Here is a 15,683-nt window from a genome sequence, read left to right as displayed (position 1 = left end):
CTGCCGCCGCCGAGCCGACGCCGAGCCGCGCCGCTGCCGCCGCCGAGCCGCCGCCGAGCCCACGCCGAGCCGACGCCGAGCCGCCGCCGATGCGGACGCGATCGACCCGAACGAATTCGACGGAGATTTTGCCCAAAACAGCCCGGAATACTTTGCAAAAGCAGTTTTAAACGAGATTCTCCGTCGAATTCGTTCGACGCTGTGAGCGATGCAACCGATCGATCCGGACTCACTCAGCCGGCCCCTCCCCAACCCGGCCGGCCGTCATCCCGGGACGGATGCCGGCGCCCGCGGTGGCGCCTGCCTCCGGAGTGATGGACTGATGCGGTGATCCGAGCCGATGTCCCGCTGACCCTCCCCACCCGCCCGGCCGACCTGCCGCCGCCTGGCTTCCCACTCATCGCGAGCGTGGCGCCGCTGGCCGCGGCCGGGGCGATCTGGCTGATCACGGGCTCAGCCTTCGTGCTGATCTTCGCGGTGCTCGGCCCGGTCATCGCCGTGGCCGGCATGCTCGACGCGCGGCGCACGGGCCGCCGTACCCGGCGTACCAACGCCCTCGACCAGGGGCAGGCACTGGCGACACTGCGGGCCGAGGTGGCCCTGCGCCATGAGGAGCTGCTTCGCGCGCACTGGCGGCGCACGCCCTCGGCCAACAGCATCGTCGCCGCCCCGCACGCGGCCATCCGTTGGACCGGTTCGGGAGCAGACGTGAGCCTGGGCTCCGGTGCGGTGCCCAGCGGGCTACGCCTCGACGGTGGCGCCGCTCCCGACGAGCATCGCGACGTGCGCGACTGGGCGGCCACGCTCACCGAGGCACCGATCGACGCCGATGCCGGCGGTGGTATCGGCATCGTCGGACCGCTGTCGCTCGGGCAGGCGCTGGCCCGCGGGCTGCTGGTGCAGCTGGCCTGCTCCCTGGCTCCAGACCAGGTCGGACTCACCGTGCCTGATCGCGGTTGGGAATGGGCGGTCGCCCTCCCGCACGACACCGGGCAGTCCTGCGCCCGCCGCCTCGTGATCTGCCAGGCGCCGTCGGGCGGGGCACCCAAGTCGGGCGGGGCACCCCTGGGCGGGGCACCCCTGGGCGGGGCACCCCTGGGCGGGGCACCCAAGTCGGGCGGGGCACCCCTGGGCGGGGCACCCCTGGGCGGGGCACCCCTGGGCGGGGCACCCAAAGGGTCGGGGTTGGTCGTCGCCCTGGCCGGCACTCTTGCCGAATTGCCGTGGGGCTGCGACACCATCGTGCGGGTGCAGGGTCCCGGCCGGGCTGAGGTGCTGCGCTCCAGCGTGCACGCCTGGGGGAGTGGCTTCCGGCCCGAGCTGATTACCGTCGAACAGGCGATCGTGGTCGCCCGCGTGCTAAGCGCCCGGGCCTCGGCGGCTGGATTGGTCCAGAATGCGCGGCGAGTCCCCGCATCCGTTGCCCTTGGTGAGCTCTCTGGCTTCCAGCCCGGGTATCGGGCACCGCATGGGCAGCCCCAATCGCCGAACCTCCGTTGCGTCATCGGGGTGGGAGAAGCGGGGGAGGTGTCGCTCGACCTGGTCGGGGCAGGGCCGCACGCGGTCGTCGGCGGCACGACCGGCAGCGGCAAAAGCGAACTGCTGGTGACCTGGGTGGCGGCGATGGCGGCGGCGGCCGGCCCCGACGAGGTGACGTTCCTCCTGGTCGATTTCAAGGGTGGGGCCGCGTTCGCCCCGCTCTGCGCCCTTCCCCACTGCGTGGGTTTGATCACCGACCTGGACGTGCACCAGGCCGCCCGGGCGCTGGCCAGCCTGGCCGCCGAGCTGCGGTATCGCGAACGCGTACTCGGGCGTGCCGGCGCGCGTGACATCGTGGACCTGCGGAGGCAGGATGCCGGCGGGGCGCTTCCGCGGCTCGTGATCGTGGTCGACGAATTCGCGACCATGCTCACCGCATTCCCCGACCTGCACGCTCTGTTCGTCGACATAGCCGCGCGGGGCCGGTCGCTGGGCGTGCACCTGATCCTCTGCACCCAGCGGCCCACCGGTGTGGTGCGTGACGCCCTGCTCGCCAACTGCACGCTGCGGGTGTCGCTGCGGGTGAACAACCGCGCCGACAGCGTGGCGGTGCTGGGCACGGATGCGGCCGCGGCCCTCGGCGCGGACCAAGCCGGCCGCTGCCTGATCGCCGCGGACTCCTCGGGGCCCGTGCTCTGCCAGGTGGCGACGACCTCGCCGCGCGAGATCCGCTCCCTCGCAGTCGCGGATGCCGATGCGCCGAACCCTCGGCGCCCCTGGCTCGACCTGCTGCCTCAGACGGTAAGCCGCGAGGACCTCCTCGCCCTCGTCGCGGGCGGAACGGCGGCCGACGAGAGTGCGTTCGGCGGCGCCGCGGTGGCGGCCGGGCACGACCGTGCCGTTCCCGACGCTCGTGCCGCGCCCGGCGGTCTGCTGGGCTTGCTCGACGAGCCGGAACTGCAGCGCTACCGGGTGGCCCGCTACGAGCCGATCGCCGAGGGCAGCCTGCTCGTGATCGGCGGTCCCCGCTCGGGCAAGTCAACTGCGCTTGCGTCGGTCGCGGCGGGGTTCGCGCCCGTTGGAGATGCCGTGCTGCTCGGAGCGGACGTCGAGGCGGTGTGGGACTGCCTCGTCAAGGCGCGCCAATGCCTCGACGCCGGCGGGAGTCCGGCTGCCAGGCTGCTGCTTCTCGACGACTTCGATAGCGTGCATGCCCGCTGGGACCAGGAGCACCGTCCGGCGGCCCTCGAACTGCTCGCCGGGCTGCTCCGCGACGGCGCGGAGGGCGGCCTGCGGATCGTCATCGCCGCGCAAAGGCTCACCGGATCGCTGCAGTCCCTGCCTTCCCTGTGCCAGAGACGGCTGGTGCTGCGCCTGCCCGATGTCGCCGAGCACGTCGCGGCCGGAGGAGTGGCTGCCCTGTTCGACGACCGCCTTCCGCCCGGCGGCGGGAGCTGGCAGGACCATCGCATCCAGCTCCTCGCGCCGGAGCAGAGCAATGCAATCCCGGATGTCGCGGCGCAGCGGGACATCGAGCCACGCACGGATGCCGCCGCGCTCCTGGGGCGGCCCGGGCAGACCCTTCTCGTCGTGTCGGACTCGCCGTCCCGCTCGGCCGCAGTGCTGGGAACGGTCCCCGGCGCGCGGGTCGTCGACCTCGCGGCGGTGTCCCACGGCGAGCTGGCGGAGGCCGCGCAGGCAGGCGCGTCGCTCCGGCTGAGCGAGTCACAATCAGGCACCGCCTTCGTCGGAGACGTGGACGCGTGGCAGGCGCAGTGGTCCCTGCTGGGTGCCCTGCGCCCGCACGCGGACCTGGTCTTCGACGGCTGCAGCCTGGCCGACTACCGGGCCATCAGCCGACGCCGGGACCTGCCTCCGCCGTTGGCACCCAACCGAGGTCGGGTGTGGGTACTGCGCTCGGACGGCGCCGTGCACCGGGCCACGCTGCGGGCCCAGGTCGTGTAGCCGCCGGCCGCGAAGTCCCGGAGCACAGTCCCGGAGCACAGTCCCGCAGCACAGTCCCGCAGCACAGTTCAGCGGTGCCGGCCCCGCCGCCGTCCCGCCGTGGATCAGGCCAGCGCGTCCACCAGACCGCGGAGCGGCAGCGAGTGCGCACTCGCGACCGGGCCGCTGGTGATGAGGCCGCCGACCGTGGACAGGCCGAAAGCGAGCGCGGCATCCGTTCGGAGCGCGTCCTTCCAGCCTCGGTTCGCGATCAGCCGAACATAGGGAAGCGTGGCGTTGGTGAGCGCATAGGTGGACGTGCTCGGCACGGCCCCGGGCATGTTCGCCACGCAGTAGAACAGGGACTGATGCACAGTGAACGTCGGATCGGCGTGCGTCGTCGGGTGGGAATCGGCGAAGCAGCCGCCCTGATCCACAGCGATGTCCACGAGCACGCTGCCCGGCTTCATCCGGGACACGAGCTCGTTGCTGACCAGCTTGGGGGCCCTGGCCCCGGGGATCAGGACCGATCCGATCACCAGGTCGGACAACACCAGCGCCCGGTCGATCTCGTAGCTGTTCGAGGCGATGGTCTGCACCCGCCCGTAGTACAGCGCGTCGATTTCGCGCAGGCGGAACAGGTTGGTGTCGAGCACGGTCACCTGGGCGCCGAGCCCGAGGGCGACCTGCATGGCTGCCGTGCCGGCCACACCGCCGCCGAGCACAGTGACCCGAGCCGGATGCGTTCCGGGCACCCCGGGCACGAGCAGGCCCGGTCCGCCGTTGGGCTTGAGCATCGCGTTGGCGCCGACGATGGGTGCCAGGCGGCCCGCAACCTCGCTCATCGGCGCGAGCAGCGGCAGCGCCCGCGTCGGCAGCTGCACGGTCTCGTAGGCGATCGAGGTGACACCGCCCTCCAGCAGCGCACGGGTCAGGGCTGGTTCCGCGGCCAGGTGCAGGTAGGTGAACAGCAGCAGATCGGGGCGAAAATAACCGTACTCGCTCGCCACGGGCTCCTTTACCTTGAGCAGCAGGTCGGCGGCGGCCCAGGTTGACGCGGCATCCGGCATGATCGTCGCGCCCGCCGCCGCATAGCTCTCGTCGCTGAGCCCGGAGCCGAGCCCGGCCCCCGTTTCGATCAACACCTCGTGCCCGTGCGCCACGAGGTCGTGTACGCCGGCCGGGGTGATCGCCACCCGGAACTCGTTGTTCTTGATTTCTGCCGGAACTGCGACCTTCATGGCGCTCCCTTGTCTAACGAATTCGACGGAGATTTTGATTCAAAAACCGTTTTTGGGGCCAAAAACGGCCTTTATGGTGAAAATCTCCGTCAAATTGGTTCAAACCCTCAGCGGTGGACCTCCGGGCGGTGGACCACTCTGGCCTGAGCGAAATCCTACCGCCGCCGAACAGCTCATTTCGATTGAGAGTGTCGCCATAGAGTGCTGATTTCGTGCGTGATCTGACCAGAAATTAACGATTCGGTCACTCTTGGGTGCACAGGGGGCGCTCCTGTGCAAGTATCTAGCAACTCGCAATGAAAGCTGTGAGAGCTCATCCGCTGAGAAGTGCAAGGAGACCCGACCATGAAGCCCAGGCCGTTGCCCGCAGATCCCATGATCGCTCAGCTGGTCCGTCAGGCCCGGGCGACCACGATGGGGCGCCGCGCTCTGCTCGCCGGAGCCGGTGGCGGGGCCGCAGCCCTGGCGCTCGCCGCATGCTCGACCGGAGGGGCCACGAAGCCCACCGCCGCCCCCGACGAGTCCGACAGCAGCAAGCTCGTGCGCTGGGACAACTGGGCGCTCTACATCGACGTCGATGACGCCGGTGACTACCCCACACTGGATGCGTTCACGACCGAAACCGGCATCAAGGTCGAGTACACCGAGGCCGTCGACGACAACAACACCTACTACGGTAAGGTCAAGGACCAGCTCGCCCTCGGCCAGGACATCGGCGCCGACACCGTCTGCCTGACCGACTGGATGGTCGGCCGTTGGATCCGGTTCGGCTACACCCAGGAACTCGACCAGGCCAACATCCCCAACTTGAAAAACCTGCTCCCGTCCCTGAAAGACGTGGGCTTCGACCCCGGCCGCAAGATGAGCGTGCCGTGGCAGGGCGGGTTCGCCGGCATCTGCTGGAACAAGGAGAAACTTCCGAACGGCATCGCCTCGGTCGAGGACCTGTGGAGCTCCGACCTCAAGGGCCGGGTCGGCGTTCTGTCCGAGATGCGCGACACCATGGGACTGATCATGCTCGACATGGGTGTCGACATCGCGGGCGACTGGGGCGACGACGAGTTCTTCGCCGCCATCGACGTGCTGGAGAAACAGGTCGGCGACGGCCAGGTTCGCAACATCAAGGGCAATGCGTACAAGGAAGACCTCATCAACGAGGACACCCTCGCCGCCATCGTCTGGTCCGGCGACATCGTGCAGCTCAACGCCGAGAACGGGGACAAATGGGAGTTTGTGGTCCCCGACAAGGGCGGCACCCTCTGGAACGACAACTTTCTGGTGCCGATCGGCTCCACGCACAAGAAGAATGTCGAGAAACTCATCGACTACTACTACGACCCGGCCGTCGCCGCCGAGGTCGCCGCCTACGTGAACTACATCACCCCCGTCGCCGGCGCCAAGGAAGCCGCGATGGCGATCGACCCCGAGCTCGCGAACAACCAGCTGATCTTCCCGGACGACACGACCCTGGCCAAGGCTCGCGTCTTCCGCACCCTGACCGGCGCGGAGGAGCAAAAGTACGATGCCGCCTTCCAGGGCATCCTGCTGGGCTCGTAGGGATGGCCAACGGAGAATTCGCCAGCGCGGGGGCCGACCTGGAGCTGGTGGGTATCCAGAAGAGGTTCCCGGGCTTCACCGCTATCGAACATCTCGACCTGAAGATCCCCGCGGGGTCGTTCTTCGCGCTGCTCGGCCCGTCCGGCTGCGGCAAGACCACGACCCTGCGCTTGGTGGCCGGCCTCGAGGAACCGACGGCCGGGCGCATCCTGATCGGGGGCACGGATGTGACGAACCAGAAATCCTTCCAGCGTCCGGTCAACACGGTGTTCCAGAGTTATGCCCTCTTCCCGCACATGACAGTGTTGGAGAACGTCGCCTTCGGGCTGCGCCGCCGGCGGATGGACGACCCGGTCGCCAAGGCTCACGAGGCGCTCCGCCTGGTGGAACTGGACCACCTCGCCGCCCGCCGCCCGCAACAGCTCTCCGGCGGACAGCAGCAGCGCGTGGCCCTCGCCCGCGCGATCGTCAACCGGCCGGCCCTGTTGCTGCTCGACGAGCCCCTCGGCGCGCTCGACCTGAAGCTGCGGCGCCAGATGCAGCTCGAGCTCAAGACCATCCAAGAGGAGGTCGGCCTCACGTTTCTGCACGTCACCCACGACCAGGAGGAGGCCATGACCATGGCCGATACCGTCGCGGTCATGAACAAGGGCCGGATCGAGCAGATGGGCGCCCCCGAGGAACTCTACGAGCTGCCGCGCACGGCGTTCGTCGCTAACTTCCTCGGCCAGTCGAACCTGTTCACCGGCCCCGTGGTCGGTAGCACGAGCGAGGCCATCTTCGTGGCCGTGGCCGGCCAGAAAATCGTGGTTCCGGCGGCGCGCGCGCACCGGCACACCGGCGAGGTCACGATCGGCGTCCGCCCGGAGAAGCTGACCCTGCACGTGACCGAGCCCGTCGCCGACGTCGCCCGCAACCTGATGGGTCCCGGCCGGGTGATCGACGTCTCGTTCAGCGGGGTCAGCACCCAGTACCTGGTCGAGGTCGTCGGCGTCGGCACCCTCATCGTCTTCGCGCAGAACATGGCGTTCGGCCCCGTCGCCCATGAGGGGTCCGAGGTCTGGCTGGACTGGAACATCGAACACGGCTTCGGGCTCGAGGACGACGCCTCGGCGGAGCCCCGTTTCGAGGCGGACGACAGCACCCGGAGCATCGCGACCCAGAAACGCTCCTCCCTGCTCACGGAGCTTGAGGGAGCCTAGGGTGGCGTTCGCGGCATTCTCCACCAGCACCACCGCGCCCGAACCGGCGCCGCGCCGGAAGAGCCCGATCGCGCTGCTCCTGCTGTTGCCGGGCATCCTCTACCTGGTGCTGTTCTTTCTGGCCCCCCTCGTCTCGCTGCTGCTGACGTCGTTCCAGGCCCCCTCGGAATTCGGCGACGTCGGCCAGTACTCCTACGCCTTCCGCTGGGAGAACTACGTCGACGTGATCACGGCCTACTGGCCGCACATCATGCGCTCCTTCGGCTACGCGCTGATCGCCACGCTGCTCGCCCTGGTGTTCAGCTACCCGCTGGCGTACTTCATCGGCGTGAAGGCGCGGCCCTGGCCGTTGCTGCAGAGCCTCATGCTGGTGCTGGTGATCGCCCCGTTCTTCATCAGCTTCCTGCTGCGCACCCTGGCCTGGAAGCAGCTCCTGTCCGACGAGTCGTTCGTGATCACCTCGCTCAAGGCTCTGTCGTTGCTGGCACCGGATGCCCATTTCACGGGCACTGCTTTCGCCGTCATCTTCGGGCTCACCTACAACTTCATCCCGTTCATGACCCTGCCGCTCTACACGACGCTCGAACGGCTCGACCTGCGCTACCTCGAGGCCGGCAGCGACCTCTACGCGCATCCGTTCGACGTGTTCCGCAAGATCACGATCCCGCTGTCGATGCCCGGCATCGTGGCCGGAACCCTGCTGACCTTCATCCCGGCGGCCGGCGACTACATCAACGCGAGCCGGGACTTCCTCGGCGGACCGGACACCCAGATGATCGGTAACGTGATCGAGGCCAACTTCCTGGTGCTGCAGAATTATCCGGCGGCGGCCGCGCTGTCGATCATCCTGATGTCGGTGATCCTGGTGATCGTGAGCGTCTACGTCAAACGGTCGGGCACGGAGGAGCTGCTGTGAAAATCTCCCTGGGCAAGTGGTTGCTGCCGCTCTACACGGTGCTGGCGCTGATCTTCCTGATGGTGCCGATCGTCTACACGTTCGTGTTCTCGTTCAACGACTCGCTCAAGTCCAACATCACCTGGCGCGGGTTCACCTTCGACAAGTGGCTGAACGTGTGCCAAGTGCAGAACGGCGCCGTCTGCGAGGCGTTCGGCAACAGCATCCTGATCGGCGTGGTGGCCACGGTGGCCGCGACCACGCTCGGCACCATGATCGCGATCGCCCTCGTGCGGTACCGGTTCCGGTTCCGGTCGCAGACGAGCCTGCTCCTGTTCCTGCCGATGGCCACGCCGGAAGTCGTGCTCGGCGCCGGCCTGGCCGCGCAGTTCTTGTCGCTCGGCGTTCCGAAGGACATGTCTACGATCATTCTGGCTCACACTATGTTCTGCATCAGCTTCGTGGTGGTGACGGTCAAGGCGCGTGTCGCGAGCCTCGACCACGCGCTCGAGGAGGCCGGCCGAGACCTCTACGGCTCGGCAACCCAGGTGTTCGCGCGGATCACCTTTCCGCTCCTGCTGCCCGGCATCCTGGCGGCCGCGCTGCTCTCCTTCGCGCTGAGCTTCGATGACTTCATCATCACCAACTTCAACTCCGGCGCCGTCACCACGTTCCCCAAGTACATCTACGTGTCCGCAGCCCGGGGGATCCCGGCCGAGGCGAACGTGATCGCGTCGGCGGTGTTCATTTTCGCCCTGGTGATCGTGATCACCGCCCAGGTATCCCGGGCGGCCAAGGAGAAGCGGCTGGCAAAACTGGGCTGACTCCCGGCCCGCGCCCTACACGTAGCTGGCGCGGATCTCCCCGACCGGGAGCCCACCGCCCAGCACCATCAGGTGCAGCTCGGGCAGAATGGCCTCGACGTCGCTGTGTGCGATCGCACCGGAGTCCGCAAGCAGACGCAGGGCCACGATGGTGGTTGCCCGGAGGCTGCCGTCGAGAATCTTGAGGGCGACCGTCGTGCCGTTGGCGGCGGAGGCGACGCAGATGCCCTCCGCGCCGGTCTTCACGAACAGTCCGAGGCGGTCGATCACGACCGTGTCGGGCATGCCGGGTCCGGCGATGACCCAGCCGTTCTGCCGTATTGCCTCGCCGAGGAAGCCGGCCTCGCGGTAGATCGCGAACGGCGAGTTTGACTTGGACGTGGCGATGCGGGCGATGCCGCGTGCCAAAGCGGTGAGGGACAGCGCGTGAACCGGCGCGCCACATCCGTCGATGCCCGACGCCGACGGCCGCTCGCCGGTGAAGCGCTCCACCACGTCGAGAATGCGCTTCTGCAACGGATGCGCCGGCTCCAAGTATCCAGACAGCGCCCAGCCGTTCTGCTGGCAGGCCACGAGCATCGCGGCGTGCTTGCCCGAGCAGTTCATGTAGATCGGGGCCTTGGCGGCCCCCAGTCGCACCAGGGCGTCGCGGGTGGGGGAGTCGTCCGGCCAGGCCGCCGGGCAGGCGAGTGCCGTCTCGGGGATGCCGGCGCGGGCGAGGAGCCCGCGCACAAGGTCGGCGTGGCGCTGCGTTCCGGTGTGGCTGGCGGTCGCGATGGCGGCGTCTTCCCCGCGCAGGGTGACCCCGCTGGCCATCACGGCGATGGCCTGGAAGGGCTTCATCGACGACCGCGGGAAGATCGGGGTGGTCACATCGCCGAGGGCGCGTAGGACCGCGCCCTCGCTGGTGAGCACGACCGCGCTGCCGGCATGCCTCGATTCGATGAAGCCGCTGCGCTCGACCACGGCCAGTTCGACCGCATCGGGGACGAAGAACGTCTGCCCGGCGTGGATTGGCACCTCGAATGTCGTCGTCACGGTGTGTGCTTCGCGCCTAAAGCGCGGCGATGGCGTCGTCGATGACCGAGAGGGCATCGTTCAGGAGGGCATCACTCACGGCCAGGCTCGGGAGGAAGCGCAGCACGTTGCCGTAGGTTCCGGCGGTGAGCAGCAACACGCCGTGCTGGGCGGCGTAGGCGGCGATGGAGGACACTGCGGCGGCGTTCGGCGCCTTCTCCGTGTCACCGGTGCCCGGCTGCACGAGTTCGATGGCGATCATAGCGCCGCGACCGCGGATCTCGCCGATGATGTCGTACTTCTCCTTGAGAGAACCGAGGCCGGCGCGCAGGGTGTTCTCGATACGCACACCCTCGGCGAGCAGATCGCCTCGCTCAATCGACTCGAAGACCGCTATGGCCGCTGCGCAGGAGACCGGGTTACCGCCGAAGGTTCCGCCGAGGCCGCCGGGCTGCGAGGAATCCATGATCTCGGCGCGGCCGGTGACGGCGGCCAGCGGCATGCCGCCGGCGATGCCCTTGGCGGTGAGCACGAGGTCGGGGGTCCAGCCGAAGTGCTCGCTGGCGTAGTACTTGCCGGTGCGGGCCATGCCGCTCTGGATCTCGTCTGCGATCATGACGACGCCGTTCGCGGTGCACCAGGTCTGCAGGGCGTTGAAGTAGCCCTCGGCCGGAACCATGAAGCCACCCTCACCCTGGATGGGCTCGACGACCAGGCAAGCCAGGTCGGTGGGTCCGACGACCTTCTCGAGGTACGCGATCGTGCGCGCCGCGGCATCCGCCCCGCTCAGACCGTCGTGATACGGGTAGGAGCTGGGGGCGTGGTAGACATCGCTGGCGAGGGGGCCGTAGCCGGTGGCGTAGGGCATGGCCTTGTAGTTCATGGCCATGGTCAGCACCGTGCGACCGTGGTAAGCGTGGTCGAGCACGGCGACGGCGCGGCGGCCGGTGTGCTTGCGGGCGATCTTGACACCGTTCTCGACGGCCTCGGCGCCCGAGTTGATCAGCACCGACTTCTTCGGCCAGGAGCCGGGGGTGTGCTCGGCGAGAAGCTCGCAGACGCGCACATACTCCTCGTAGGGTGTGATGGTGAAGAGGGTGTGGATGAAGTCCTGGGTCTGTTCGACGGCGGCCGCGACCACGCTGGTCTCGGTGTGGCCGATCGTGGTCACGCCGATGCCGGCGCCCAGGTCGATGAACTGGTTGCCGTCGACGTCGACGAGGATGGCGCCGTTCGCCTTGGCGATGTAGACGGGCAAAGCGGATGCGACGCCGCCGGAGACGACGGCGAGCCTGCGCTGCTGGAGTTCTTTCGAGCGCGGACCCGGGATCGCGGTCACGATCTTGCGTTCCTGCGGCACGGTGTAAACCAGTGCGGCGGGGGTGGACGGAGAGGTCGAAGGCGTCAGCGTGTCAGTCATGATCTGACCAGTTTACCGATCGATGCGACGGGAGGCGCGGCGAATTGCTGCGACAATCGGTTCTCTGGCCGTGTTACGGCCCGTTGTCGGCCGCGAATCGGCCCGCAGAGCCGCGCAAATCGAAGGAGGCGCCGTGATCGGTGCACACCACCACTACGCCGTGAACATCGCCTGGACAGGCAACCGAGGCACCGGCACGAGCAGCTATCGGGACTACGGCCGGGATCACCTGATCACCGCCCCCGGCAAGGAGCCGATAAGTGCATCGGCCGATCCGACCTTCCACGGGGACGCCGACCGTTGGAACCCGGAGGAACTGCTGCTGGCCGCCCTCAGCGAATGCCACCTGATGAGCTACCTGCACGTCGCCGTGAAGCACGGCGTGCAGGTCGTCGACTATACCGACGACGCGACCGGGTCGATGGCCCAGACGACGGATGGTGGCGGCCACTTCACCGAGGTGACCCTGCGACCGCGCGTCACGGTTGCCGACCCCGGCCAGGTCGAACTCGCGCAGTCCCTGCACGCGGAGGCCGCCGGCCTCTGTTTCATCGGCGCATCCGTGAACTTCCCCGTCATTCACCAGCCGCAGACGGTGGCGCTCGCCGATACTGAGGTGTGACGCCGACCCGGTCACCGCAACGTGCGGTCGGTGGCCGTGCTCCCTGCGGCGGCGGCGATCAGACGGCTTCCGCCGCACGCTCGCCGCCACCTACCCGGGGTTCTATCGGTGCTACGGGCCGGACAAGGCGGCGAGGGTTTCCTCGATAACGGAGGCGGCATCGTCGATCAGCGCCTCGGAGATGACGACCGACGGCATGATGCGCAGCACCGAGTCCCAGCTGCCGGCATCCAGCACGATGACGCCGTTGGTGGTCGCGTGCTTGATGATCGCGGTGAGAGCCTCGGGGTACGGTGTGGTCGTGCCCGGGTGAACGAGCTCCACCCCGAACATCGCACCCTTGCCGCGCACGTCGCCCACGACCGAGAACCGCTTCGGCCAGTCACCGATGCGCGCCCAGAGGGCCTTCTCGACGCGCTGCGCCTCGCCGAGGAGGTCGTCCCGCTCGATCAGGTCGAAGACGGCTAGGGCGGCCGCGGTCGAGACCGGGTTGCCGCCGAAGGTTCCGCCGATGCCGCCGGGCTGCACGGAGTCCATGATGTCGGCGCGGCCGGTGACGGCGGCGAGCGGGAATCCGCCGGCGATGCCCTTGGCGGTGGTGACGAGGTCCGGCACCACGTTGTGGTGCTCGATGCCGTACCAGGCGCCGGTGCGGGCGATGCCGGCCTGGATCTCGTCGGAGACGAAGACGATGCCGTGCTCGGTGCAGAATTCGCTCAGGCGCTTGAAGAATCCGGGGGCGGGGATGACGATGCCGCCGTCGCCCTGGATCGGCTCGATGAAGAAGGCCGCGATCTCGGTGGCGCCGATATGGGTGTTGATGTAGTCGATGGTCTTCTCGGCGGCTTCTTCGCCGGTCAGGCCGTCACGGTAGGGGTAGCTGGTTGGCACGCTGTAGATCTCGCCGGGGAACGGTCCCATTCCGGCGCGCTCGGGCCAGGGGCGGTAAGTCATCGTCATGGTCAGGTTGGTGCGACCGTGGAACGCGTGGTCGAGCGCAACGATGGCGCGCCGGCCGGTGAACTTGCGGGCGATCTTCACGGCGTTCTCGACGGCTTCCGCGCCGGTGTTCACCAGGATGGAGCGCTTCTCGAAGTCGCCGGGGGTGATCTCGGCGAGCTTCTCCGCGACGGCCACGTAGTTCTCGTACGGGGTGACGGTGAACAGGGTGTGGGTGAGCTTGGCGGCCTGCGCCGCGGCGGCCGCGGCCACCTCGTCGTTCGCGTGACCGATGGTGGTCACGCCGATGCCGCAGCCGAGGTCGATGATCTGGTTGCCGTCGACGTCGACGAGGATCGCTCCCGCTCCGTGATCCATATAGATGTTCGCCAGCGTGCCCGCACCGCGGGAAACCGCGCGCAGGCGGCGTTCCTGCAATTCGACCGACTTGGGGCCGGGAAGGGCGGTGACGAGCTTGCGCTCCTGGGGTACCGAATACGTGTCAGACATGACCCCAGCTTAGGTCGCGCCCGTTTCCGCGGTGTTTCCGGGCGACGGATGCTCGGCTCGGCCGGTCCGAAAGCGGCTAGACGCGTTCGCGCGGGAAGACCCGGTCGGCGATCTTTTGCAGGGTTCCCGAGGGCGGCGACTCGTTGTACCGGCCGGCCAATTCCTGACGGGACAGGGCGTGGATCGCGGCCATGATCTCGTCGGTCGCGCCGCGCCGTGCCTTGCCGGACTCGGCGGAACCGTGGCGGCTCAGGTCGAGGGGCTCGCCGAAGGTGACCGTGACCTTGCGGATGCGCGGGAATTTCGCTCCCACCGGCTGGATCTCCTGTGTGCCGATCAGCCCGACCGGAACCACGACGGCCCCCGTGGTGAGGGCGAGCCATGCCACGCCCGTGCGGCCCTTGTACAGGCGGCCGTCGAGGGAACGGGTTCCCTCCGGGTAGATCGCGAACGCGCTGTCGGATTCGAGGATGTTGCGGCCGGCGTCGAGAGCGTCCTGGGCGGCCTGCCCCGCGCCGCGTTCGACCCCGACCGCTCCGATCGAGGTGAAGAAGGTGCGCGAGACGAAACCCGTGAACCCGGTGCCGGTGAAGTAGGTGGACTTGGCCAGGAACTGCACGCGCCGAGGTGCGACCAGCGGAATCACGATGCTGTCGATGAACGACAGGTGGTTGCTGGCCAGGATGACGCGGCCGCTGCGCGGGATGTTATCCCGGCCGGTGATGGTGGGGCGGAAGACCAGCCGGGCGATCGGCGCCATGATGCCGTAACCGAGAAAGTAGACGAATCCGGGGCGCTTCGTGCGCTCCGATTCCTTCGCCGACAGGTCGACGGGAGTTGCATCCTGGGAATCTTCTTTGGAACCGGTCATCCTTGGACCCTACCGCCACGGCCCGCCCCGCCACGAAAGGCGGCGGTGCCACCTAAAATTGCAGGATGCGCAGACGAGTTGTAATTCTCGGGTCGACCGGCTCGATCGGAACCCAGGCCCTCGATGTGATCAAGGCCAACCCCACCCGGTTCGAGGTGGTCGGGCTCTCCGCCGGCAACAACAGGACGATGCTCGAGGCGCAGGCCGCCGAGTTCGAGGTCGAGCACACGGCGCTCGGCGCGGACGAGGCCGAAGAGCTCGTGCGCGACGTCGAGGCCGACGTGGTGCTCAACGGCATCACGGGCTCGGTGGGCCTCGGGCCGACTCTCGCCTCCCTGCGAGCCGGTCGCACGCTGGCCCTGGCCAACAAGGAATCGCTCATCGTCGGCGGCGACTTGGTGAAGTCGCTGGCGGCGCCGGGACAGATCGTGCCCGTCGACTCCGAGCACTCCGCCATCGCGCAGGCGCTCCGCTCGGGAACGGCCGGCGAGGTGCGACGCCTGGTGCTGACGGCATCCGGGGGCCCGTTCCGTGGCCGACGACGCGGGCAGCTCGCCGACGTCACGCCGGCCGAGGCGCTCGCGCACCCTACCTGGGAGATGGGGCTCGTCGTCACGACCAACTCGTCCACCCTCGTCAACAAGGGCCTCGAGGTGATCGAAGCGCACCTGCTCTTCGATGTGGAATACGAGCGCATCGATGTGGTCGTGCACCCGCAGTCCGTCGTGCACTCCATGGTGGAATTCATCGACGGATCGACGATCGCCCAGGCGTCCCCGCCGGATATGCGTCTGCCGATCTCGCTCGGGCTGGACTGGCCGAACCGCGTCGCGGCGGTCGGCACCCCGATCGACTGGACCATCCCGCAGGACTGGACCTTCGAGCCCCTCGACACGACGGCTTTCCCGGCCGTCGACCTGGCCAAGCAGGTCGGGCGCGCGGGCGGCACCTACCCCGCGGTGTTCAACGCGGCGAACGAGCAGGCCGTGGCAGCTTTCCACGCCGGCACCATCGGGTTTCTGGACATCGTCGACACCATCCAGCGTGTCGTTGAACGGCACGAGCAGGACGGCCCGCTCACACGCGAGTCGCTCGTCGGCGCCGAGGCGTGGGCCCGCGCCGCGGCGGACAAGCTCCTCGCCCGCTGAGAAAGCCGGCCACG

At 68.5% G+C, this 15,683-nt stretch carries 13 protein-coding genes; 8 read left to right on the top strand and 5 right to left on the bottom strand.

The annotated features are described in order from the left end of the window. Together E3N86_RS17155 and E3N86_RS03255 are read left to right on the top strand one after the other, a co-directional pair. A partial coding sequence (locus E3N86_RS17155; RefSeq protein ID WP_206751004.1) for a hypothetical protein occupies positions 1-205 on the top strand: 205 nt, incomplete at its 5' end. 122 nt (positions 206-327) lie between these two features. Continuing rightward, a complete protein-coding gene (locus E3N86_RS03255) occupies positions 328-3,444 on the top strand; it encodes an FtsK/SpoIIIE domain-containing protein (RefSeq protein WP_134511320.1) in 3,117 nt (1,038 codons plus the stop codon). 104 nt (positions 3,445-3,548) lie between these two features. Here the strand turns inward: E3N86_RS03255 and ald are convergent, their stop codons facing one another. Next, positions 3,549-4,664, bottom strand: coding sequence for an alanine dehydrogenase (ald, locus tag E3N86_RS03250; RefSeq protein ID WP_104100281.1), 1,116 nt, complete (start codon positions 4,662-4,664; stop codon positions 3,549-3,551). Between the two features lie 345 nt (positions 4,665-5,009). On the opposite strand from ald, the gene E3N86_RS03245 reads away from it, so the two are divergent. The 4 genes from E3N86_RS03245 to E3N86_RS03230 are packed head-to-tail and all read left to right on the top strand — an operon-like array spanning position 5,010 to position 9,142. Continuing rightward, on the top strand, positions 5,010-6,221 hold the full coding sequence (locus E3N86_RS03245; RefSeq protein ID WP_104100280.1) for a spermidine/putrescine ABC transporter substrate-binding protein: 1,212 nt from the start codon (positions 5,010-5,012) through the stop codon (positions 6,219-6,221). A gap of 2 nt (positions 6,222-6,223) precedes the next feature. Beyond that, entirely contained in the window at positions 6,224-7,423 is a 1,200-nt protein-coding gene (locus E3N86_RS03240; protein WP_134511319.1) for an ABC transporter ATP-binding protein, read from the top strand. A gap of 1 nt (position 7,424) precedes the next feature. Next, complete coding sequence (locus E3N86_RS03235; protein ID WP_104100278.1) at positions 7,425-8,339, top strand: ABC transporter permease; 915 nt, start codon at positions 7,425-7,427, stop codon at positions 8,337-8,339. Beyond that, positions 8,336-9,142 (top strand): ABC transporter permease, encoded by an 807-nt coding sequence (locus E3N86_RS03230; protein WP_174842991.1) that lies wholly within the window; start codon positions 8,336-8,338, stop codon positions 9,140-9,142. Before E3N86_RS03235 ends, E3N86_RS03230 begins: the two co-directional genes overlap by 4 nt. A gap of 15 nt (positions 9,143-9,157) precedes the next feature. On the opposite strand, the gene E3N86_RS03225 is transcribed toward E3N86_RS03230, so the two are convergent. Continuing rightward, on the bottom strand, positions 9,158-10,180 hold the full coding sequence (locus E3N86_RS03225; RefSeq protein WP_233191307.1) for an asparaginase: 1,023 nt from the start codon (positions 10,178-10,180) through the stop codon (positions 9,158-9,160). Between the two features lie 16 nt (positions 10,181-10,196). Then, the gene (gene gabT, locus E3N86_RS03220) at positions 10,197-11,579 is read right to left on the bottom strand and encodes a 4-aminobutyrate--2-oxoglutarate transaminase (protein ID WP_104100276.1); all 1,383 of its coding nucleotides are present in this window, start codon (positions 11,577-11,579) and stop codon (positions 10,197-10,199) included. A 136-nt stretch (positions 11,580-11,715) separates the two neighbouring features. Between gabT and E3N86_RS03215 the strand changes: the two genes are divergently transcribed. Further along, positions 11,716-12,201, top strand: coding sequence for an OsmC family protein (locus E3N86_RS03215; protein WP_104100294.1), 486 nt, complete (start codon positions 11,716-11,718; stop codon positions 12,199-12,201). 111 nt (positions 12,202-12,312) lie between these two features. Here E3N86_RS03215 and E3N86_RS03210 read toward each other — a convergent pair whose 3' ends face one another. Together E3N86_RS03210 and E3N86_RS03205 are read right to left on the bottom strand one after the other, a co-directional pair. Then, on the bottom strand, positions 12,313-13,650 hold the full coding sequence (locus tag E3N86_RS03210; RefSeq protein ID WP_134511318.1) for an aminotransferase class III-fold pyridoxal phosphate-dependent enzyme: 1,338 nt from the start codon (positions 13,648-13,650) through the stop codon (positions 12,313-12,315). Positions 13,651-13,726: 76 nt separating this feature from the next. Then, a complete protein-coding gene (locus E3N86_RS03205) occupies positions 13,727-14,521 on the bottom strand; it encodes a 1-acyl-sn-glycerol-3-phosphate acyltransferase (protein ID WP_134511317.1) in 795 nt (264 codons plus the stop codon). 65 nt (positions 14,522-14,586) lie between these two features. On the opposite strand from E3N86_RS03205, the gene dxr reads away from it, so the two are divergent. Further along, on the top strand, positions 14,587-15,669 hold the full coding sequence (gene dxr, locus E3N86_RS03200; protein ID WP_134511316.1) for a 1-deoxy-D-xylulose-5-phosphate reductoisomerase: 1,083 nt from the start codon (positions 14,587-14,589) through the stop codon (positions 15,667-15,669). Positions 15,670-15,683 lie beyond the last annotated feature (14 nt).

Source organism: Cryobacterium sp. Hz7, from assembly GCF_004402815.1.
GTDB lineage: Bacteria > Actinomycetota > Actinomycetes > Actinomycetales > Microbacteriaceae > Cryobacterium > Cryobacterium sandaracinum.
The sequence above is the reverse complement of the archived record's forward strand: the minus strand, read 5'-3'. Positions and strand labels throughout refer to the sequence as shown.